Origin of the sequence: Flavobacterium sp. DG1-102-2, assembly GCF_033042555.1 — a bacterium.
Lineage (GTDB): Bacteria > Bacteroidota > Bacteroidia > Flavobacteriales > Flavobacteriaceae > Flavobacterium.
The window spans coordinates 656493-677232 of sequence record NZ_JAWLIK010000001.1; the positions used below are offsets into that span (position 1 = coordinate 656493).

General features: G+C 37.0%; 14 protein-coding genes. 6 read left to right on the forward strand and 8 right to left on the reverse strand.

The window, feature by feature from the left end:
* Positions 1 to 21 precede the first annotated feature (21 nt).
* Positions 22 to 1029: a type I glyceraldehyde-3-phosphate dehydrogenase gene (locus tag R1T16_RS02900; RefSeq protein ID WP_317499557.1), complete on the forward strand. Its 1008-nt coding sequence runs from the start codon at positions 22 to 24 to the stop codon at positions 1027 to 1029.
* 67 nt (positions 1030 to 1096) lie between these two features.
* Here R1T16_RS02900 and R1T16_RS02905 read toward each other — a convergent pair whose 3' ends face one another.
* The 8 genes from R1T16_RS02905 to R1T16_RS02940 all read right to left on the reverse strand — a co-directional run bounded on the left by R1T16_RS02905 (position 1097) and on the right by R1T16_RS02940 (position 15722).
* A complete protein-coding gene (locus R1T16_RS02905) occupies positions 1097 to 1894 on the reverse strand; it encodes a TerC family protein (RefSeq protein WP_317499558.1) in 798 nt (265 codons plus the stop codon).
* A gap of 138 nt (positions 1895 to 2032) precedes the next feature.
* Positions 2033 to 2422 (reverse strand): DUF1634 domain-containing protein, encoded by a 390-nt coding sequence (locus R1T16_RS02910; protein ID WP_317499559.1) that lies wholly within the window; start codon positions 2420 to 2422, stop codon positions 2033 to 2035.
* Between the two features lie 2 nt (positions 2423 to 2424).
* Positions 2425 to 3261: a sulfite exporter TauE/SafE family protein gene (locus R1T16_RS02915; RefSeq protein ID WP_317499560.1), complete on the reverse strand. Its 837-nt coding sequence runs from the start codon at positions 3259 to 3261 to the stop codon at positions 2425 to 2427.
* Between the two features lie 69 nt (positions 3262 to 3330).
* On the reverse strand, positions 3331 to 4908 hold the full coding sequence (locus tag R1T16_RS02920) for a Na+/H+ antiporter (RefSeq protein WP_317499561.1): 1578 nt from the start codon (positions 4906 to 4908) through the stop codon (positions 3331 to 3333).
* A gap of 74 nt (positions 4909 to 4982) precedes the next feature.
* Entirely contained in the window at positions 4983 to 7802 is a 2820-nt protein-coding gene (gene galA / locus R1T16_RS02925; protein ID WP_317499562.1) for a beta-galactosidase GalA, read from the reverse strand.
* Positions 7803 to 7952: 150 nt separating this feature from the next.
* Positions 7953 to 9812, reverse strand: a complete 1860-nt coding sequence (locus R1T16_RS02930) for a T9SS type A sorting domain-containing protein (RefSeq protein WP_317499563.1) — start codon at positions 9810 to 9812, stop codon at positions 7953 to 7955.
* 84 nt (positions 9813 to 9896) lie between these two features.
* Positions 9897 to 14789, reverse strand: coding sequence for a PKD domain-containing protein (locus R1T16_RS02935; protein ID WP_317499564.1), 4893 nt, complete (start codon positions 14787 to 14789; stop codon positions 9897 to 9899).
* A 276-nt stretch (positions 14790 to 15065) separates the two neighbouring features.
* A complete protein-coding gene (locus tag R1T16_RS02940; RefSeq protein WP_317499565.1) occupies positions 15066 to 15722 on the reverse strand; it encodes a response regulator in 657 nt (218 codons plus the stop codon).
* 487 nt (positions 15723 to 16209) lie between these two features.
* Here R1T16_RS02940 and R1T16_RS02945 point away from each other — a divergent pair, with 487 nt between their 5' ends.
* The 5 genes from R1T16_RS02945 to R1T16_RS02965 are packed head-to-tail and all read left to right on the forward strand — an operon-like array spanning position 16210 to position 20738.
* Positions 16210 to 16683 (forward strand): DNA starvation/stationary phase protection protein, encoded by a 474-nt coding sequence (locus tag R1T16_RS02945; protein WP_317499566.1) that lies wholly within the window; start codon positions 16210 to 16212, stop codon positions 16681 to 16683.
* 4 nt (positions 16684 to 16687) lie between these two features.
* Complete coding sequence (locus R1T16_RS02950) at positions 16688 to 17452, forward strand: sensor histidine kinase (RefSeq protein ID WP_317499567.1); 765 nt, start codon at positions 16688 to 16690, stop codon at positions 17450 to 17452.
* 11 nt (positions 17453 to 17463) lie between these two features.
* Positions 17464 to 18831 carry a sigma-54 dependent transcriptional regulator gene (locus tag R1T16_RS02955; protein WP_317499568.1) on the forward strand — a complete coding sequence of 456 codons (1368 nt, stop codon included), beginning with the start codon at positions 17464 to 17466 and terminating at the stop codon, positions 18829 to 18831.
* Between the two features lie 11 nt (positions 18832 to 18842).
* Positions 18843 to 19148, forward strand: coding sequence for a GNAT family N-acetyltransferase (locus R1T16_RS02960; protein WP_317499569.1), 306 nt, complete (start codon positions 18843 to 18845; stop codon positions 19146 to 19148).
* 18 nt (positions 19149 to 19166) lie between these two features.
* Complete coding sequence (locus R1T16_RS02965; RefSeq protein WP_317499570.1) at positions 19167 to 20738, forward strand: sigma-54-dependent Fis family transcriptional regulator; 1572 nt, start codon at positions 19167 to 19169, stop codon at positions 20736 to 20738.
* Positions 20739 to 20740 lie beyond the last annotated feature (2 nt).

The window sequence follows — 20740 nt, forward strand, 5'->3', positions numbered from 1 at the left end:
TTAATCAATAACACTTAAATCATGGCAAAAATAGCTTTATATGGCTTTGGCCGAATAGGAAGACAATTTCTTAAAGCAACATTCAAAAATAGTGGCGTACTTCCTGCTGTAATAGCAGATATACAATCGCTGCCAACACTTGCAGCCCTTCTTAGCGTTGATACTAATTACGGAAGATGGGATCAAAACGTTTCAACTGATGGAGAAACGACTTTAAATGTGGGAGATAAAAGCATATCATATATCAATTCTAAAGAAGGAATTCCGGACTGGGGTGCTTTAGGTATTGAACTTGTAGTAGAATGTTCAGGCAGGGCAACTACTCGTACCGGTGCACAGGCTCATATAGACAGGGGAGCAAAATATGTTCTTGTAAGTGCTCCAAGCAAATCTTTAGCCGACTGCGACGCTGTACTTTTAAAGGGCATAAACCTTGAAGATTTCGACCCTGACAGTCAAAAAATAATAAGTATGGGAAGCTGTACTACAAATGCATTGGCGATCCCTATTAAAGTAATACTTGAAAATTTTGGAATCCAGTATGGCTTATTTTCTACTGTGCATTCATACACAAATACACAGTCATTGACAGATCAGCCAATGAAGGACAGAAGGGATTCGTGGGCCGCCGCCGAAAATATTATTCCGTCGTCATCGGGAGCAGCTAAGGCATTGCAATTTATATGGAAAGACCTGAAGATAACAGGTAAAGCCTACAGGATTCCTACACGTACCGGCAGTATCGCAGAACTGAATCTTGTAACCGAAAAAGACTGTACCCCGGAAGAAGTAAAGGAAGCATTTAGAAAAGCGGCACAATCTGGAGAGTTAAAAGGTGTGCTGGATGTACTTGAAGACGAATGGACATCTGCGCGTATTGTAGGAGATTCACATTCGTCGTTGATTGACCTTCCACTTACAATTAAAGAAGGTAATTTGCTTTCAATTGCTTCCTGGTACGATAATGAGTGGGGCTTTGCAAATCGTCTGGCAGAGGTAACACAATATCTTTTTAAAAGAGTTCAATAACTCTCTTAAAAATTTAAAGTGCCCATCCTGAATCAGGATGGGCACTTTATTGTAAAATATAATATGCTTATTCAGCTGTCTCTGTACTTTTCTTTGGAAAATTAAAAAGCATGCTGGTAATTATAGGTATAAAGAAGATTGCTACTGTTAAAGCAGAAATTCCAATATCTGCCGCATGACTTCCCAAAAACTGGCTCACAGGGCTTTCAGGATAAAAATGCTCGTATATTGAAAGTGTAAGTTTTACACCTAATATCGCTATTACCACAAATGCAGCAGTTTCTAAAAAATTGTAAGCCTGCATAAGTTTTACAAACCATTGTGCAATGAAACGCATTGCTAAAATACCAATAAATACTCCTATACAAACTAGTATAATGTTTGGTGTAAAGGCTACTGCAGCAAAAACATTATCTATAGAAAAGGCCATATCCATAATCTCTACAAGGCATACTGTTGCCCAAAAAGTTCCCAAAGAACCGACTGTCATTTTGTAGAACCAGTTGCCTTCTTTATTTACCGTTTCTTCCTCATCACTTTCTTTTTGTTTTCCTTTATACCAGTCAAAAACCAAATACAAAAGGTATAAACCACCTATAGGCTTAAGCCACCAGATGGTGATAAGTGCCGATGCAAAAATCATGGCTATACCCCTGAATATGTAAGCACCCCAAATTCCGTATTTTAATGCACGATCCCTTTGGTCTTCTGGTAGATCCATTACCATGGTAGCCAGCACTGCAGCATTATCTACAGATAGTAAACTTTCGATAATGATAAGGTTACCGATAATTGCCAATGAAGTACCGGGATTGTTGATGATGTCCTGCCAAAGGCTGCTAAAACTGCTGAAAAATTCAACCATTTTTATTGATTTGTGTTAAGTTATAAATTGCATCGGTATACAACCGGCAGCGCAAATATAGAAAAAGAAAAGTAGTGTTGATAATATGAAGCCACAACTGAATAAAGGAAGTTGGCATTAATGGGGTTATTAGACGCATTAGTGCGAAAATCCGAAACCTATACTTATTATGATGATTAAGATGACGACAAGGGTAATTACGGTATACAAATAATCTTTTTCTAAAATAAAGGACATTAACGATAAAAGTATTCTTAAAACAGGGGTTAAGAATAATAAAATCACCCCAAAAAATATCACGGACTCTCCCCTTCCTTGTATAGCGCCTTCAATTACAGAATCAATAACCACGAAAAGATTACTGTCTTTTTCTACAAAATTAGAATAATTTTCTAGTTCACCGCCATGGTGAATCAGGTAGATAACTCCACCCAGTGCGGCAAAAGCCAATGATATCCAAACTCCGTATCGTAGTAAATTTCCAATAATCAATTGAAAATTTTTATCGTTATATACTTGTCTTTCCATCATTAAATTTTTCCTGATAATCCGTTATAAATCATATTTACGGCAAGTATGAATATTAGCACTGAGAAAAACAATCGCAACTTTTTAGGATTAGTTTTGACTAATACTTTAGCACCCGTCATGGCGCCAAGCAATACACCTATAACAACAGGCATACAGATACCCGGTTCTATATAACCTTTTTGGATATAAATTACAGAACTTGCAGTGGCTGTTACCCCCATCATAAAATTGCTTGTAGTTGTTGACACCTTAAATGGAATACGCATAATATTATCCATTGCAATAACTTTAAATGCCCCTGAACCTATACCCAGCAGGCCAGACATCATTCCCGCAATTCCCATCATACTAAACCCTCCAACAACATTTTTAGTGCCGTAGTGAATCAACTGCCCGTCGTGAGAAGGATATGTTCCTGATAATCTGAATTTTTCAGCAAGGGGACTGGACTCTTTTACAACATGTTCCGACTTTTTTCGCAGTGAATTAATAGCAGAAAATATTAAAGTCAATCCAAACAACACCGCTATAAAAGATGTTGGCGCAATAGTAGAGAGCAATGCTCCGCACACTGCTCCTATAGTAGTCGCAACTTCTAAAAATATGCCCAGCCGCATATTGGTAATGCCTTCTCTCACATAAGCCGCAGCAGAACCTGAGGATGTAGCGATAACTGACACCAACGCCGTTCCTATAGCATAATGAATATCAACATTGAGAAAAATAGTTAGCAGCGGGATTATGATTATGCCTCCGCCAAGGCCGGATAATGAACCTATAAGTCCTGCGAGGAAAGCGCCAAGAAGGATTATAAGTGTAAATACAGCAATCGTCATGGTAAATACTTAGGTAGAGCAAAGTTACCATTAATAACGAAAACAAAGGCTTCTTGTTGAAGCAAAAGCTTATATAAACTGTAATTTTTCTTCTTCAAGATCAAGATACAAAAGATGCCTTCTTACTATTTCTTCATTTATTTGTTGCTTCTCTCGGTTAAGGTTATGAAGCCATTTTCGCTGATGATCTAAAATCGCTTTGTATATAATTTTTGACTCTTCCGACATGAGTCCCGTTTCTTCAGCCATTTCCTCGGTTCTTTCCCATTTTTTAGCCATATGGAGCAGCATAGGATGATTATCAAGTTCATCGCTATAATTTTCCTTTAAATGATGAAGCGCTTCATGTGTCATTTTCTTCCTTAATTTTATGTACAAATCTTCATCAGGCATAATAAAATCAGGATCGGGCATATTGATCTTCTTAATCAAAAATGGCAGTGTAAGCCCCTGTAAAAGAAGCGTTGTAAGTATAACAACAAAGGTTATGAAAAGTATCAGGTTACGGTGAGGGAAAGCAGAACCATTTTCCAGCTGCAAAGGAATTGATAATGCTGCTGCCAGAGAAACAACGCCTCGCATACCCGACCACCCAATAAGTATTGGAACTTTGTATCCCGGATTAGACCTATCGGCTACTTTTATGTAATTACGGGCTATAAGCGTTACTGCTACGGCGCTATAAGCCGATATAATCCTTCCCACAATAAGGACAGCTGTAACCAGAAGTCCGTAACCTATTGCAGATAGTATACTGACTTCTTCAAGCCCCGCAATGATTTGCGGTAGGTCTAAGCCTATAAACATAAATACAAGACCATTGAGGAGGTAACTAAAACTTTCCCAAACGTTAACACCCCGAAGGCGTGAAGTACTGCTGAGAAAATTAAGCCTTTTTTCAGAAAGTAACAATCCGCCACTTACTACTGCCAGAACTCCGGAACTGTGAATTTCTTCTGCTGCAATGTACATTACATAAGGTGTAACAATGGTAAGAATAATATCTGCATTTGCGTCGGTAGGCAGGTATTTATGAATCTTCATAAACATATAACCCACAATAAGTCCGCTGGCTACACCTCCTACTATCATCCATACAAAACTTAATGCAGCCTCATGCCATATAAACTGACCGGTGGCTACAGCAATAAATGCAAACCTGAAAATAATAAGGGAAGAAGCATCATTCAGTAAACTTTCGCCTTCAAGGATAGATGAAAATCGTTTGGGAACGGTCACAAACTTCATTATCGCACCAGTACTTACCGCATCCGGAGGCGATACTATACCGCCGAGTAAAAAACCTAGAGCCAGAGAAAAGCCGGGTATAAAATAATTAGCAACTACTGCTACAGACATCGCTGAAAAAAAGACAACTAAAAAGGCAAAGCTAGTAATTATCCGGCGCCACTTCCATAACTCTTTCCATGAAATGGCCCACGCTGCGTCGTAAAGCAAAGGAGGAAGAAATATTATGAATATAAGCTCTGCCTCTATATGAAGCGTAGGTATAGCCGGAATAAAACTAATTCCTAATCCTGCCAGCACAAGTAAAATAGGGTAAGCGACCCTTATCTTCTTTGCCAGCATTATGATTAAAAGTATTACTACAATAATAGTTAAGTAAAAAGGAAAGTCATGAAGCATCAATCTAAATATTTATGATTTTTAAATATAATTAACGAATTTAAAATCTCCAACTATTTTACTTAATCTTTGCTTTAATTCTTATTTTTAATAACTACTTCTCCTGTTTTTAATCCTTTTGCAGAAGCCGACAAAGTAATATTTTTGTCGCTTCCATGGGGTTTAATTATAACCTGGGCATATCCGTTAAATAATTTTCTTTTCCATGCACCTGCCGGTGTAATTACCTGCAAAACTCCCGGATTGCCATTAATAACGTCCCAGTCCTTTACTTTATGTATTGGCGGTGCTATTATATGGATCTCGTTTTCGCCTTGTTTTAAAATGCTGCTGTCTAAAACAAACTTCTGAGCATCATCTGAAGAAGCAGTAACTTTTTTACCGTTTACAAAAACAACAGCATCTGTACCTAGCTTTTGGTAAAAGAAGGTTACAACCGTGTTCCTGGGGTTATCCTTAAGATTAAATTTACCGTTATAAACATATGCCGGCGCAAGGTTTTTATAATCCCTGTCTTTAAAAGCTTCTTTCCAATTGTTCTTCGAATAGTTGCCAAGCTGCTGTGGCAGTTCTGTCGAGACAAGCGCCTGTTCTTTAAAATCCGTTATTTGAACTAATGCGATATCGTCTAAAAATTTATCATTTTCCAGAGACGTAGGGTCTCCATTTCCAATTCCAAGTATTTTACCTCCAGTAATGGCAAAAGTAATTTCGTCATTTGCCGTAGGTATATGCATTGCATTTTTATCAGTCAGTTCCACAGTTACTACTACTGCGTCAGGTTTAGTCTGCGCGTCTGCTGTAAGTTTTATTTTTTCAGGTTTCTCTGTAGTTTTTTGTACATCAGTAAGGACTTTTTTACCATCTTTATACCCTACTGCTTCTACCACTCCAGGCTGATAAACAACTTTCCACTCCAGGTGCCCAAGCTTTTCCATTTTATTTTTACCAAGGCTCTTGTTGTTTAGAAAAAGTTCAACCTCATCACAGTTAGAATATACCCAAACGTCAATTTCTTTACTTTCCATTCCCTCCCAGTTCCAATGTGGCAATACGTGTACAACAGGTGCATCTGTCCACCATGACCTTAAATAATACACATTGTCTTTAGGGAAGCCGCATACATCCATCATTCCGAAATATGAAGTGACCGATGGCCATCCATAAGGTGTAGGTTCCCCACGATAGTCAAAACCGGTCCATATAAACATTCCGGCCAGATACGGGCGAGAAGCATAAAATTTCCATCCTTCTTCTATACTGTAAAATGTAGATCGGGGCTTACGGTCGTAGGCGCTTTGATAATGTTTAGCATCGTCATTAAAATAAATGCCGCGTGTTGCAAATGTAGAACCTTCCTCAGTACCCATACCCGGCTGCTGCTTAAACTGATTTCTGTGAGCATCTATATCTCCATTACCCAGATAGTTATACCCCATTACCTCAACAACAGATGATATACCGCTTTTAAAACCGCTACTTATACCTACCGTTACAGGGCGCGAAGGATCTATGCTTTTAGAATAGCCCTGCATTATATCCGTTATACGCTCTCCAGTAATATTGCCTTCAATTTTCCACTCTTCGTTACCAACCGACCAGCAAATTATACTTGGGTGATTTCTGTCACGTTCAATCATTCTTTTTACTGCTCCTAGATGGATATCGTTTATACCCATAAGCCTCGTTTCATCTATAACCAACATACCTAGCCTGTCGCAGGCTTCCAGTAGTTCAGGCGTCGGGGGGTGATGAGAGCATCGATAAGCGTTAGATCCCATATCTTTAAGCTTTTTAATTCTGAAATACTGCAATTCATCTGGAAGGGCGACTCCCAGCCCTACGTGATCCTGATGGTTATTTGTACCTTTAAGCTTAATATGTTTACCGTTTAAAAAGAAGCCTTCTTCAGCATCAAAACGGATTGTACGGATACCAAACTCCGTTTCATATCTGTCAATTACCTTTCCATCATTTTTAATTTCGGTAACAAGACGGTATAAATTTGGATTATCAACATCCCAAAGCAGAGGACTATCAACTTTTAAAAGTGATTTAAATACAGCTGTTTTATAAAAATCAGGAACCGTAACTTTCTCAGAAGATGAAGTTATGAGCTTACTTGCAGAATCGTATATACTCTGTAAAAGTTCAACCTTACCTCTCAGGCTGCCTTTATTCTCTATTGTAACTTGTGCATTAATAGCCGCAAAATTATCTTTAACTTCGCTTGTTGTGTAAGTTCCGTTAGTAATTACGTGAAGAGGATTTGTTTTTTGCAGATACACATGCCTGTACATACCCGCCCCTTCATAAAACCATCCTTCTTCCATAGAGGCATCTACTCTTACAACAATAGTATTTTCGGCATCATAATTAATATAGGCAGTAACGTCATATTCAAAACCGTCATAGCCGCTTTCATTAGTTCCTAAAAAATGTCCGTTAAACCATACTTTAGAATTGCGAAAAACACCATCAAACTTTACAGTGATAATTTTACCGAGGTCGCTTTTAAGTATAGCAATTTTTTTTCGATACCAGCCAATATTTTTTTCCGGGAAATTTTTACCAGCTGCCTTAAAACCATGACTAAAGCTTCCCATCTCACTAAAAGGCTGTTCAACTGCCCAGTCATGCGGCAAATCTAATAAACGCCAGGCACGGTCATCAAACGAAGGGTCTGCAGGACCGTCGCCGTTACCGGTTTTAGATAGATATGAAAAATACGCTGTACCATGGTTAAAATCTTTTGAAGTATCATACTGATGTCCAAATGCAAAATGCCAATCATTATCTATTACTGTCTTTTCGCGTACAGGGTTCTGTGCTATTGCACTAAAACTTACAAAAAAAATAAGGCTTAGCAATTTAATCTTTAAAGAAGTGGTCATGTGAAACAGTTTGAGTAATTGGTTTGTTTGTAACCCGTAAAACTAGCTGTTTTTAAAGAATTTTAATAGTATTATTTTGTCATAATGCAATATATAAGGGGAAGACAATTTAAATTGTCTTCCCCTTATATAGTAATAAACACGAGTAAATTACTGCCTGATTATTTTTTGAGTTATGATTTTATTATCAGCTGTTTTCAGATTTAACATATAGGTCCCTGCACTAAGGCTTTGTATAGAAACAATTTTTTGAAGGTTCTCAAAGTCTCCTTTTAAAAGAACCTGCCCTAACATACTTACAACTTCATAGCTGCGCAGCGACTCATCCGTAACTATATTTACAATATCTGAAGTAGGATTAGGATATAACTCCAAAACAGAATGATTAAAATCTTTAGTTCCCGATGTTTCACCACATGGGCCTGAGGCTAATTTAACGATAAAAAAATCCGTTCCATCTGCCTGCCCCATAACTTTATTTACTGTAGATACATTGTCGTCCTGAGCCGTAAATAAGTTATAATAGAAATATCCTCCTGCTATATAATTACCATCGTTATCTGCTGCGATAGCTGTAAATGAATCATCATACCCTTCAATTGCCATTATATCGTGTAATGCTATTGCTGCACCAGTATTTCTATTAAGCCTCAATAATCCAGGATCTGATCTGTGATTAGCAGGACGATTAATAGATACTGTACCCCACATCTCGTTATCAACCTGAGTTGCCACTCCTATCTCATTGCCATTTAAAGCCAAACTGTAATAGTAATGTGCTCCTGTAAAAAAACCTTCTGGTGTTGTGTATCCGGAAGGAATTGTTATCCATTGTACTATACCAGATGCATTAATTTTTAAAACAAAAGGAACGTTACCCATTATATTTGTAGGAAACTCATATTCTCCAAAGTTTACAGCCGTATCTGCAGAAGTTATAAAATATTTTCCTGCCAGATATAAATTGGAGTTATCGTCAATTTTAAGATCGTAAATCCTATTATCTTTTAACTCTTCATCCACACTTAATTCCTTAGACCAAATACTCGTACCTACATTGTTAAAAGCAATGGCATAAGCCTGCTCCTCTAGTTCTGTTCCATTTAATGAAAGTGGCGATAATGCAAAAATGTCTCCGTTAGTTCTAAAGCCTGAAATATAATAACGATCTAAATTTTCATCATATCTAAATTCTGTATTATTCTCTAAAAGCACTCCTTCTAAAGCCAATGGAATATTACCTTCATAATCTCCATCAGAGGTTAATTTTATTATATAATATTTATAAATATTTGTAAAACTTTCCGGTACTACTATATTACCGTTAAGGTGCGTACCCGCCATAAATCCCACAAGAGCATGTACTGTACCATCAGATTCCAGTGCTAGCTGATTAATACTTCCATACCTAAGCGCAAGGCTAACTTCTCCCTGTGGCATAACACGCCAATCAAGAGACCCATCATTTGTTTTATATTTTACTATTGCAATTGTTTTATAACCTGGCTGAGGCTGACTTGTATCGCTATCAAGAACCGGCATAGCGTCGATAGGACTAAAATGCGGCGGTAAATATTCTGAACCAAAATTAGAAAGGTTCATTACATTTGCACCTATATACAGCCCTCCATTGTTGTCCAGTATTATTTTGTATGCATAGTCTGTACCCCCGCCCCCTATTGTCTGTGACCATCGAAAAGTACCTTCGCAATCTGTAGATAACAACACAATATCAGTAGATCCTGTTACCTGTGGCTGAGAATTATAGACAGTAATTGGAAGATCTTCATATTGAGTATCTTGTTCTGTCATAAATGCCAGATAGTAATAATTATTATCACTATCTACAGCAATATCAAGTATCTGCTCACTATCAAAATTATAAGCAGTAGCAGTTTCATTAGGCGAAAGCTTAATACCGCCGCCACGCTTAGCCCATTGCCACTCGTAGTCTTGAGCAAATGCCCCCAAAGAAACGAATGCAGAAATTATTAGTAATTTTTTATTCATGTATATTTTGTTTAATTGATAGCTAAATATAAGAAAAACAACGCCATAGCTATCACCATGGCGTTGAATTTTTAAAAAATAATGTTATTTTTTAACCAGTGTCTGCTGAATCGCTCTTTGGCCATCTGCCTGTATACTTACAATGTACGTACCAGAAGCAAGACCAGAAAGAAGAAGTTCAACATCTCCTGATGATTTATCCAGTTTGTGGATAATTTGCTCATTACCTAATAGGTCAAATACAATTAAGCTTTCTGCCTGTTTGAATTCGTCACCTAAGTTATAATGTACTACCGTTGTCTCCTCTGCAGGGTTTGGAGCTACAGATAATACTGCCGGTGAAGCACTAGTAGAAAGTGATTTTTGCTTAGGGAAGGTAACACGTACCAAACTCATACAATTTCTACCTTGTACCTGAACAACCATATAATCTTCACCACCTGTAAAGTTAGCATTAGGTGTAAAATATAATGGACTGAATATATATGATCCACCCGCAGGTATAGTTACAGTATTTGGACTGTATGTACCATAGTTATTAAAGCTTGTAATAGTTACTGTAATAGGAGATCCTGTAGGATTGTCAATTTGACCGTCAAGTACATAAAGAGGTTCTTTTATGCCCACTTTTTTTATTCCTACTTTAATATCACATGGCCTGATATCACATTTTTCAAGATTAGGAGCAACATTCATTATACCACTTTCAGAAAGACAACCATTATTAATTACAGCAAGCTGATATGTACCTGATTGATTAACAACTTGATTTGGAACTACAGTATTATTACCTGATGAAGTTATGTTTCCATTAACAATCCATTCGTAGTGGCTAAATATTCCAAATGGGCCTAAAATATATGGTACTGGATTTGTAAGACATACATCATAACAACCTGTTGGGAAAATCCATAATAATCGTTCTGGTGCCTGAGGAATTGTAGCATTACCTACTGCTTTACAACCTGTTACTGCAGTGTAGGTAACATTTAAAGCACCTCCGTTTTGTACTGAAATTGTTTGGCCTGTCATTCCGTTAGACCAATTGTATGTACCAGTGGCCGGACCAGAAGCCGTTACTACAACCTCATATGGTTCACACTGAGTGGAAACAATAGATATAACCGGAGGTGTTACCGGAGGATTTACAGTTACTGATATTGAAGCTGTAGAACCACAACTTACATCTCCGGCTGGGCGAACTTCAAAAGTATAGTTATAAGTACCGGCTGCTGAAGGTACAGTTACCACCAGTGAATTATTTCCTGTACTCCAAGTACCAAAAGGAGCTGCCATAGGGTTGCCGCCAAGTAACCAACGGTGCTCAACAGTGTTATTTGTTACGACTCCTTGTATCGTTGCAGTATCACCGGCACATACCGTTGTACTACCTACAATGCCTGCATAAGGACGTTGTTTAATAACAACATTAATGGATTGTGGAGAAACATATTGACATCCCTGAGCACTAAATAATTTTAACCAATAGTTTCCAGAGACAGTAGGTGAATATGTTGATGCAGTACCCACCTGAATATTACCTCTCATCCATGCATATGTAGAAGGCAATGTTCCTGTTCCCGCAAAAGACAAAACCGGTGCAGGGCTGCTTCCTTCGCATACACTTGGTCCAGGAGTGATTTGCATATTACCATTAAATACTGGTTTGCTAATGTTAACCGCTACAGGATTACTTGTAAATGAGCATCCCTGAGCATTAGTTGCTTTTAAGGTAATAGGGAATGTTCCGCCAGCATTAATATTTATAAGGGTAGTTGGTCCACTTGCAATATAAGATGTACCGTTAAAGAACCATTGATAAGTATTAACAGAGTTATAAGACGGAATAGTCAGACTAATCGCATTTTCAGCACAATAGCTGCTTGGGCTAACAGTAAAGTTTACAACCGGCAGTGGGTTTAATATTACTGTCTTTGTTATACTACAGCTTGGTTTACCAGGCATACTTACAGTTAACGTGTATGTATATGTACCCGGAGCAAGATTTGTTAGATTAATTACTTGATCCGTTTGTGGCGACATACCAGTTCCACTAAATGTATATGTTGCTGTACTGGCCTCAAACACTGTAGAATTATTTAGTAATGTTACATTGTAACCATTGTTAGTACCATTACAAGTTACAGTTGTATTAAAGTCTGGTTTGTAATGCGTTTTTATCTCTACTGTTTTTTGCACAGTACATGGACCAGACGGAGTATTATATGTAACTTTTACAGTGACAAGGTGTGCGCCCGGAACCGTTACAGAGAACTGCCCGGTAGCTGAATTATTTCCACTAAGATACGTTAAAAATGGGCTGCCCTGCCATACAATTGATGCCGGAGTACCGTTATATGTTGCGGTCGCTGTAACTGTATTACAAGCAGACCATACAGCTGTAACATCCAGATTAGGCGCCGGAGTTATAGTACATGGAGGAAGAGGATTGCAATCTGCAATTACAGTTATGTTCTGTGAGTCTGTAACACATCCATTACTATCAGTAACTCTTACAAAATAAGTTCCCTGCGGTGTAGTTCCCTGAGTAGCATTAGAAATGGTATATGTATTTCCACTACCGATTGCACCGGTACCCACTTTAATCCACTGATAAGAAACTGTTACTCCTAAACCTGAAATTGCATTTGCACTTAATGTTGTTGAGTATGTTCCTGTAGGGCAAATAACATAGTTATACCCTGGAGTAACTGATATTGTAGTTCTTGGAAAAACAATAATTGTGTCATACGCATCTACTACATAATTACAACCATTAGGTACTGAAAGTGATGCCTTTATGGTGTAGCTTATATTACTAGATGTTGTATTATTATATGGGTTAGCTACTGTATAACTTGTTACCAGAGGGTTGTAGATTGATGAAGCCGTATTTCCATTTCCAAAATCCCAATTGATAGTGCCTGTAGTTGCACCTGATGCAGTAAAATCAAGAACTAATGGGCTTCCATAACATATTTGTTGAGGCGCATTAAATACAGTTGTTGGCCTTGGCATAATTGTTATTGGAGTGTTAAAATAGGTGTCAACACCACATTTCTTAACTTTTAAGATAAGTGTACCGGTATTAGTACCAGATATTTCATTCCAGGCTACAACTGCAGTAGTTGAATTAACACCAGATACAACACCTCCTAATGTTGAAGGGGAAACACTCCACTCCACCATATCTGGCGTTACACCGTTAAGATTTGCACTAAATGTTGCCTGGCTACTTGGACAGAATACGGAAGTAGCCGGTATTGAAGTGATAGCAGCAGTTATAACTATTTTACTAACTGTAACATTTAATGGAGCCGATGTACAACCTGAACCGTCTAGAGAACGTCTCACTACTGTAATCGTTGCAGTAGCCGAAGTACCAAATACGATTGTAACATTATTACCTGTATTATCGCCCTGAATTGTACCGCCTGCTACAGACCATTCTAAAACAGTATTTGGTACAGTATTATTTAACGAATACTCATATGGTACAGTTGGACAATATTTAGTTTCGCCAACGATCGGACCTACTGGTACTGCCGGTGTTTGTGTTATATTAATTACCCTTGGCTGGCTTATACATCCTCCTGCAGCTGCAGTTAATGTATACACACCACCTGTAGGGAAGGGATATGAAAAATTAACACCTGTAGTGGAAGCTACTATAGCATTGCCTTTTTTAAGCTGCCATTGTACTGATCCGCCACCGGCAGTAGTATATGTACCCACAGTTCCACTACATGTAGGTTCTGTTCCGATCGGAACAATTAATGTTTCACCTGCAACGGTTATTTTAATTCTTGCCTCACCAGAACACCCTAATAAAGTGTTTGTATACTTACACACAAGATCATAACTTCCAGGTGAAAGTGCATCTACCACAATCTGATTGCGTTGATCTACATACACTAAATGTGTTCCGGTAGTATTGGGTGATAAGGTCCATACAAAATCTGTAGTTGGCCATTGTGGTAAAGTATATAATCCCTGCTCATTTAAACATAATATACTATTACCTTCAATTTTTCCTACCTGCTTAACTACAGGTATTTTTACTGTAGTCCAAAAAGGACAAGTACACCCTGACATGTAGCTAACTGTACCAAAACCACTATCATCAACGTTGTCCCAGACAACTGTTACTGATGTAGGTGTCTGGTCTACAACATGACCTCCAACTACTTCCCAGTGACCACCGCAGTCATTAACTGTATAAGTTTCTTTTTCACCCTTTTCACATACTACAGATGGGCATTCTATAACCACAGTAGGTTTGTCAACAATCTCTACTTTTAAATCATAATAACTAGAACAATTACATTTATTTGTTACTCTAAGTTTTATGGTATATGTACCTGGCTGATCATAACTATGGGTTGGTTCATAAGTGTATGAAAATTCTCCGTCTCCAAAATCCCAAAAATACTGAACGATCTCTGTCCCACCATTATTGACTGACAGGTTGTCAAAATTAATTGGTGTATCAAGACAAAATACAGGTTCATTATTTCCCAAAATAGCAAACTCAGCCTTTGGCCCATTAATGATCTCAATACAAACTGTAATGGTAGATTGCGTGCCATTACTGTAGTTAATAGTAAGATTTAATGCCGCATTACCGGGAGCGCCCCAGTTTACAGTAGCATTTTTGTTTCCCGCACCACCTGTTGAGACAAGTGTTCCCCCTGCAGTACTCCATTGAACATTTGTTATTGTTGCACCATTCATTACATAATTAACGATGCTGTTTTCGCAAACCCTTATGCAGGGAGCGTTCTCTATATCCTGCAAAAGGACATACTCTTTTCGGGGATCCTTAGGGTCTCCCTGCGAGTCATAGGAGATACACCCTACTTGGTTATTCCAGCTTAGATAACTGCCTGTTTGAGCATGGGCAGTACCCTGAAAAACCAAAATCCAGAAACATGCCACGAGAACCCGCGTGACCAAATTGGAAGTAATTGTTTTCATAAATAAAAAAGTTTGTAATTAAAAATTGGTTGAATACAATAAAATAATAATGCTATTACTCTCTGCTTCCGTTAAAATTATAATTAAAAACCTTTGTTATTTTAATAGATATTTAACATTAACATAATAGAATATCAAAACGCAAATTATGTTAAAATTTAGTTAATAGACACAAATTTTAGACAATTAAAGACTATTATTCAAATAGATGCAAATTAAGTACTAAGAAAAAAACAAGCAAACCCGTATTGAATATTAATTAGATAATTAATACTATTACAAGAATCCTTGTTCAAAAACTTTTTTAAGTAATTCTCTTTCATCGTGTGCATCAAAGACCTTCTTCAATTTTACGACCCTCTTTTGAATGGCGCTGCCCGACAGCAAAACAATCTCTTCGAGATCTTTTATCCTGTAGCCTTTGGCAAGATGTAAAAGTATTTTTCTGTTATAATCATCAAACATAAAGTCCTTATTCCAGACTTCGTCAATGCATGCCTTTATCTGTGGACTCCTGTATGCGTTTCCGCCAAGAATGTGGTGTATTATTGTACATAAATTACCAGTAGTGATATCATTCTTGGATACTAATCCAAGAGGATTTATTTTACGTAACAAATCATATATTATCAAAACTTCAGTATGAGAAGTTATAATACAAATCTTGCATTTAGCAAATCGTTTAGTTATGAAAGACGCTAAATCGCCGCCGGACATAATTTTTTCTTTTTCAAACGGAGGTAAATTAACATCTATAATGGCAAAGTCAATTTTGCTATTAGAATTTTCAAATTCTAAAACTGCATTGTAACCATCCTGACAGTTATGCGCTATAGAAGTGTGCGAATTTTGTAAAGACGATTCATCTTGTAAAATGATACTTGAATATATAGACGCAGTTAATGGATGATCATCGACAATTAAAATATTCATGGTTAGTAATTTGAATTGACAATCTACAAAAAAATACATAATTCAATAATATTATTAAATAAAAATTAATAAAATATTTATTTTTTAGATACAAAATAATTAAAATGTAAAATTTTAACATTACCAAAAGCACCATTATTTTGATAAATGCCTTTGAATATGGGAAAAATTAAAATGTTTTTCATGAGACAGTCCAAAAAATATCGTTAATTAATTTACTACTATTTATATAAGATTCGACTTAATTAAAGATGTTGGCTGCAACCTATATCGAAAAAAGAAAGAGACTTTTTGAAGGAACAGCCTAATTCTATTCATTTGGTAACAAATCCAAATCACATTTGGTAAAATAATTTACAACTGTATTTTAAATTTAACGAAATATCGTAAATTTTAAAATATAAGTGAGTACACATATACACTTATTACCAACAACTTATATGTTTGGCTAAATAATCGCAAATAAGATTACCAAACTGGAAAAATTATGGACGCATTTATCGGAATTAAAAAAAGTCAGCTTGAAGAAGTTGCCACAATATTAAGCAAAATCCTTGCTGACGAATTTGTATTATATACTAAAACAAGAAACGCACATTGGAATGTTGAAGGACTGGATTTCTATAATAAACACTTATTTTTTGAGACGCAGTACAAAGAATTAGATCAAATTATTGATAATGTGGCTGAAAGGATAAGAACTTTAGGACACTATCCTCCGGCAAAATTGAAAGATTATTTGCAGCTTACCCATCTTACAGAAGAGAGCCGCCAAAAAAATGACAGCGTGGGGTTTATAAAAGAATTACTGACAGATCATGAATCTATACTCTTGCATCTACGTGAAAATATAAACAATTTTGCCGCAATACTTAAGGACTCAGGTACAAGTGATTACATCACAGGACTTATGGAAACACACGAAAAAATGGCCTGGATGCTTCGTGCTCACCTGAAATAATAAGATGCCTTTTACTGACAGCGTTTTTATGTGGCTTGTCCATATAAATTTTAGCAGATATCTCAATTATATAGTATACATTCTGTGTTTAGGACTACTAGCAAACAAATTTTTATCACGCAGGAAAAGAAGCATAGAGCTACTGCAGCTAGCCACAAAAAATCAAAGGCTCTTAAAAGAACTCCAACATCGGATAAAAAATAATCTTCAAATTGTAATTTCCCTTTTAAATACACAATCAGAATATCTTAAAGACGATGAAGTAATCAATGTTGTACAAAGCATTCAGCACCGAATATATGCAATATTCCTTATTCACAAAAAACTATATCAAACAAAAAATTCATTAAGCATTGATATTTCCTGGTATATAAAAGAGCTGGTAAATTATTTAAAAGATAGTTTTACTATTAATAATAAAATTAAATTTGAACTTAATATCAAATCCGTTCAGCTGGATGTGGAACAGGCTGTACCTTTAGGACTAATATTAAATGAAGCCATAACTAATGCTATAAAATATGCATTTCCTGAAAAAGGGGGATTGATAAGTATTTCGTTTAAAGAAATTTCTAAAAATGAATATAAACTAAGCATTGCCGATAATGGAATAGGTTTCTCTACCGGAATTAATTACGGGGAAAACAACACCTTGGGAATGAATCTCATGAAAGGACTTACCGAACAACTAGATGGAACGTTTAAAATTACTTCTAAAAATGGTATTACGGTAACAATTGAATTTATTAAAAAAGAAAGTGTAATTTAAAGGCTGTAGTAATGAATATGAAAGAAAAAATATTAATTGTTGAAGATGAATTCATTGTTGCTAATGACCTGAAGATAATTCTTAAAAAGGCGGGGTATGAAGTTGTAGGTATTGCGTCTTCTGTACCTCAGGCGAGAGATTTGATAAAAAACAAAATGCCTGACTGGGTTTTACTTGATATTATATTAAAGGGCAGCGAAACGGGTATTGACCTTGCCTGGGAACTTGACAAACAACAAATTCCTTTTCTTTTTATCTCTGCCAATACTAATCAAACCACACTTGAGGCTGTAAAACAAACCCAGCCTTATGGTTTTATGGTTAAGCCATTCCGTGAGAAAGACCTTATTGTAATGCTGGATATTGCAAAGTATCGCTACAACCTTAAAAATAATATGCCTGACACGGCTACTAAGGAGAAAAAAGACCTCAATGTAGACGGGATTGTAGGACATAACGATGCTCTCAAAGGTATTCTTAAAAAAATAAATATTGTTGCGCCTACAGATACGTCTGTTCTTATATTAGGAGAAAGTGGTACGGGAAAAGAAAAAATAGCACATGCCGTGCACAATCTGTCTTCCAGAAAAAGCAAATCTATAGTAGTGGTAAATTGTGCGGCGTTACCAATCTATTTGATTGAATCTGAACTTTTTGGACATGAAAAAGGAGCATTTACAGGCGCAAATGCCAAACGAATAGGTAAATTTGAACAGGCAAATGGTGGCACCCTGTTTCTTGACGAGATTGGAGAACTCCCTCTTGATGCCCAGGTAAAGTTATTGCGCGTACTTCAGGAGAAAGAGATTGAAAGGGTTGGCGGAGACAGAACCATAAAAGTCGATGTACGTATTGTTGCTGCAACAAACCGAAACCTCGAACAGGAAGTTGCCGAAGGCCGTTTCAGGCTTGATCTTTATTACCGGTTAAATGTATTTCCTGTAGAACTTCCGCCCTTAAGGGATCGTAAGGATGATATAGTGCTTCTGGCAGAATATTTTCTTAGAAAGTATAGTATAAAGACAAAAAAACAAGTCTCAGCATTTAGCGATAGCGCTTTAAAACAGCTTACTGAGTATATGTGGCCCGGAAACATACGTGAACTTGAACATCTCATAGAAAGAAGTGTACTTATGGCTAATGGAAACGAAATAAATATAATAGAACTTCCGGTTACGATAAATGCTCCACAAATGATGGTGACTCCCGTGGGCTTAAAATCACTTGAAGAAATGGAGAGAGACTATATCCTTCGTGCATTAGAATCGTGTGGAGGGAAGGTATTTGGGCCTGGAGGTGCAGCAGAGATACTTAAGATACCAGCAACGTCACTGTATAACAAAATGAAAAAACTGGGAATAAGGCAGGAACACACATAATAAACTTTAAAATGATAGAAATTAAACCGGAATTAGACGAAAAAAGACATGGATCTTTTAGCCTTTACGAAGACAACATCAAAATGGGAATGATGGTGATAAGCATTACCGATGAAGTCTTTACTGTTTATCACACCGAAGTTGACGAGGCGGCAGCAGGTAAAGGATTCGCAAAATTATTATTAGAAGAAATAGTAAAATACACAAGGGAGCACAACCTCAAACTAAAGCCGCTATGCCCTTATGTACATGCTCAATTTAAAAAACACCCTGAGTTATACTCCGACATTTGGTTGAAAACCCAGGGAGAAGAATAATAAAGGTTATATAGGCTTATGGCACTAAATTCAGATAAGGACGACATAATAAGACGAATTCAGGAAAGGGAAGTAGAACAAACACTACTTCTTTCTCTGAACAGGCTTCTCGCGCCGGTTACAAACTTGTTAGAATTTGATGATTTTATTAATAGCCTAAAAACACATATACCGGCAGATAATTTTATTATATGTATAAGCGATGAAGCTGAGAAAGAATATAGCGTTTTTTACCACAATGACAAAGCGCGCTGCGAGGCTTTAAGAACAGAACGCTTTGCAACAAAAGATGACTTTTTTTCCACGGCGCTGAATTCTGCCGACCCTATAACTGTAACTTCAGCAGACGTAAATTCAAAAAGTGGAAATACGCCCGGTTTTTTGAGTGATTTGTTTAAATCCGGCATTAGGGAAGTTATTTCTTACCCTCTCTACTGCCATAACAATATACCTGCTGTCGTTTTTATTGGCTTGAAAAAGCAGGGAACACTTAACCGAAATGATTTGCGCTTACTTAACAGCCTGTCGCACCAAATGGCGATTACATTAGATAACATACATCTCAGGCAAAAACTGTATTTACATACATCAAACCAGTTAAAAATTACTGAAGAAGTTATTTCTGACGAAAGCGGTAAGTCAGCTTTAGAAGCAATCGTAGGTACGAGTGAAGTTATGCAATTGCTTAGGGATAAAGTACTAACCGTCGCAAAATCTGACACGGGAGTATTATTGTTGGGCGAAAGCGGCACGGGTAAAGAAATGGCGGCGCGGGCCATTCATGAAAACTCTGAACGCTGTAAAAGGGAAATGGTAAAAGTTAACTGTGCTGCAATTCCTAAAAATTTAATAGAAAGCGAACTATTTGGCCACGAAAAAGGAAGCTTTACGGGTGCTGTACAACTAAAGACAGGAAAATTTGAGCGTGCTAATAACAGCACTTTATTTCTCGATGAAATTGGCGAATTACCCCTTGAGCTACAGGTTAAACTACTCAGGGTATTACAGGAACAGGAAATAGAACGCATTGGCGGAAGTACTACGATACGTGTCAACGTACGTATCATTGCTGCTACAAACAGGGATTTACAAAAAGAAGTGGCTTTAGGTAACTTTAGGGCAGACCTATTTTACAGGCTGAACATTTTTCCCATACATATACCCGCATTAAGAGAACATTTAGAAGATATAGATGAATTAAGCAGAATCTTTATCAATAAATATTCAATAAAATCGCCCAAGGTATTAGCAGCGAAAGCGTTAGCTGTAATGAAGCTGTATTCCTGGCCGGGTAACATACGTGAACTCCAACATACTATGGAAAGAGCTGTTTTACTAACAACAGGGCCAACGATAAAAGAAGTTTCACTCACTACGATTTCACCGGAGACTAATAAGGCAACCGCTGAGTTTTCTATAAAACCATTAGCAGATTTCGAAAGAGAGTATATTGTATGGATACTTTCTAAATGTAACGGCAGAATATCCGGGCCAAACGGCGCAGCTACATTACTCGGCCTGCCTCCTACTACGCTTCAGTCTAAAATGGTTAAGCTCGGTATAAAAAAGAAACATTTTGCCGGCAATTGATA

Coding starts and splice junctions, on each gene's coding strand:
- R1T16_RS02900 (WP_317499557.1), top strand. CDS start 22: ATGGCAAAAATAGCTTTATATGGCTTTGGCCGAATAGGAAGACAATTT.
- R1T16_RS02905 (WP_317499558.1), bottom strand. CDS start 1,894: ATGGTTGAATTTTTCAGCAGTTTTAGCAGCCTTTGGCAGGACATCATC.
- R1T16_RS02910 (WP_317499559.1), bottom strand. CDS start 2,422: ATGGAAAGACAAGTATATAACGATAAAAATTTTCAATTGATTATTGGA.
- R1T16_RS02915 (WP_317499560.1), bottom strand. CDS start 3,261: ATGACGATTGCTGTATTTACACTTATAATCCTTCTTGGCGCTTTCCTC.
- R1T16_RS02920 (WP_317499561.1), bottom strand. CDS start 4,908: ATGCTTCATGACTTTCCTTTTTACTTAACTATTATTGTAGTAATACTT.
- galA (WP_317499562.1), bottom strand. CDS start 7,802: ATGACCACTTCTTTAAAGATTAAATTGCTAAGCCTTATTTTTTTTGTA.
- R1T16_RS02930 (WP_317499563.1), bottom strand. CDS start 9,812: ATGAATAAAAAATTACTAATAATTTCTGCATTCGTTTCTTTGGGGGCA.
- R1T16_RS02935 (WP_317499564.1), bottom strand. CDS start 14,789: ATGAAAACAATTACTTCCAATTTGGTCACGCGGGTTCTCGTGGCATGT.
- R1T16_RS02940 (WP_317499565.1), bottom strand. CDS start 15,722: ATGAATATTTTAATTGTCGATGATCATCCATTAACTGCGTCTATATAT.
- R1T16_RS02945 (WP_317499566.1), top strand. CDS start 16,210: ATGGACGCATTTATCGGAATTAAAAAAAGTCAGCTTGAAGAAGTTGCC.
- R1T16_RS02950 (WP_317499567.1), top strand. CDS start 16,688: ATGCCTTTTACTGACAGCGTTTTTATGTGGCTTGTCCATATAAATTTT.
- R1T16_RS02955 (WP_317499568.1), top strand. CDS start 17,464: ATGAATATGAAAGAAAAAATATTAATTGTTGAAGATGAATTCATTGTT.
- R1T16_RS02960 (WP_317499569.1), top strand. CDS start 18,843: ATGATAGAAATTAAACCGGAATTAGACGAAAAAAGACATGGATCTTTT.
- R1T16_RS02965 (WP_317499570.1), top strand. CDS start 19,167: ATGGCACTAAATTCAGATAAGGACGACATAATAAGACGAATTCAGGAA.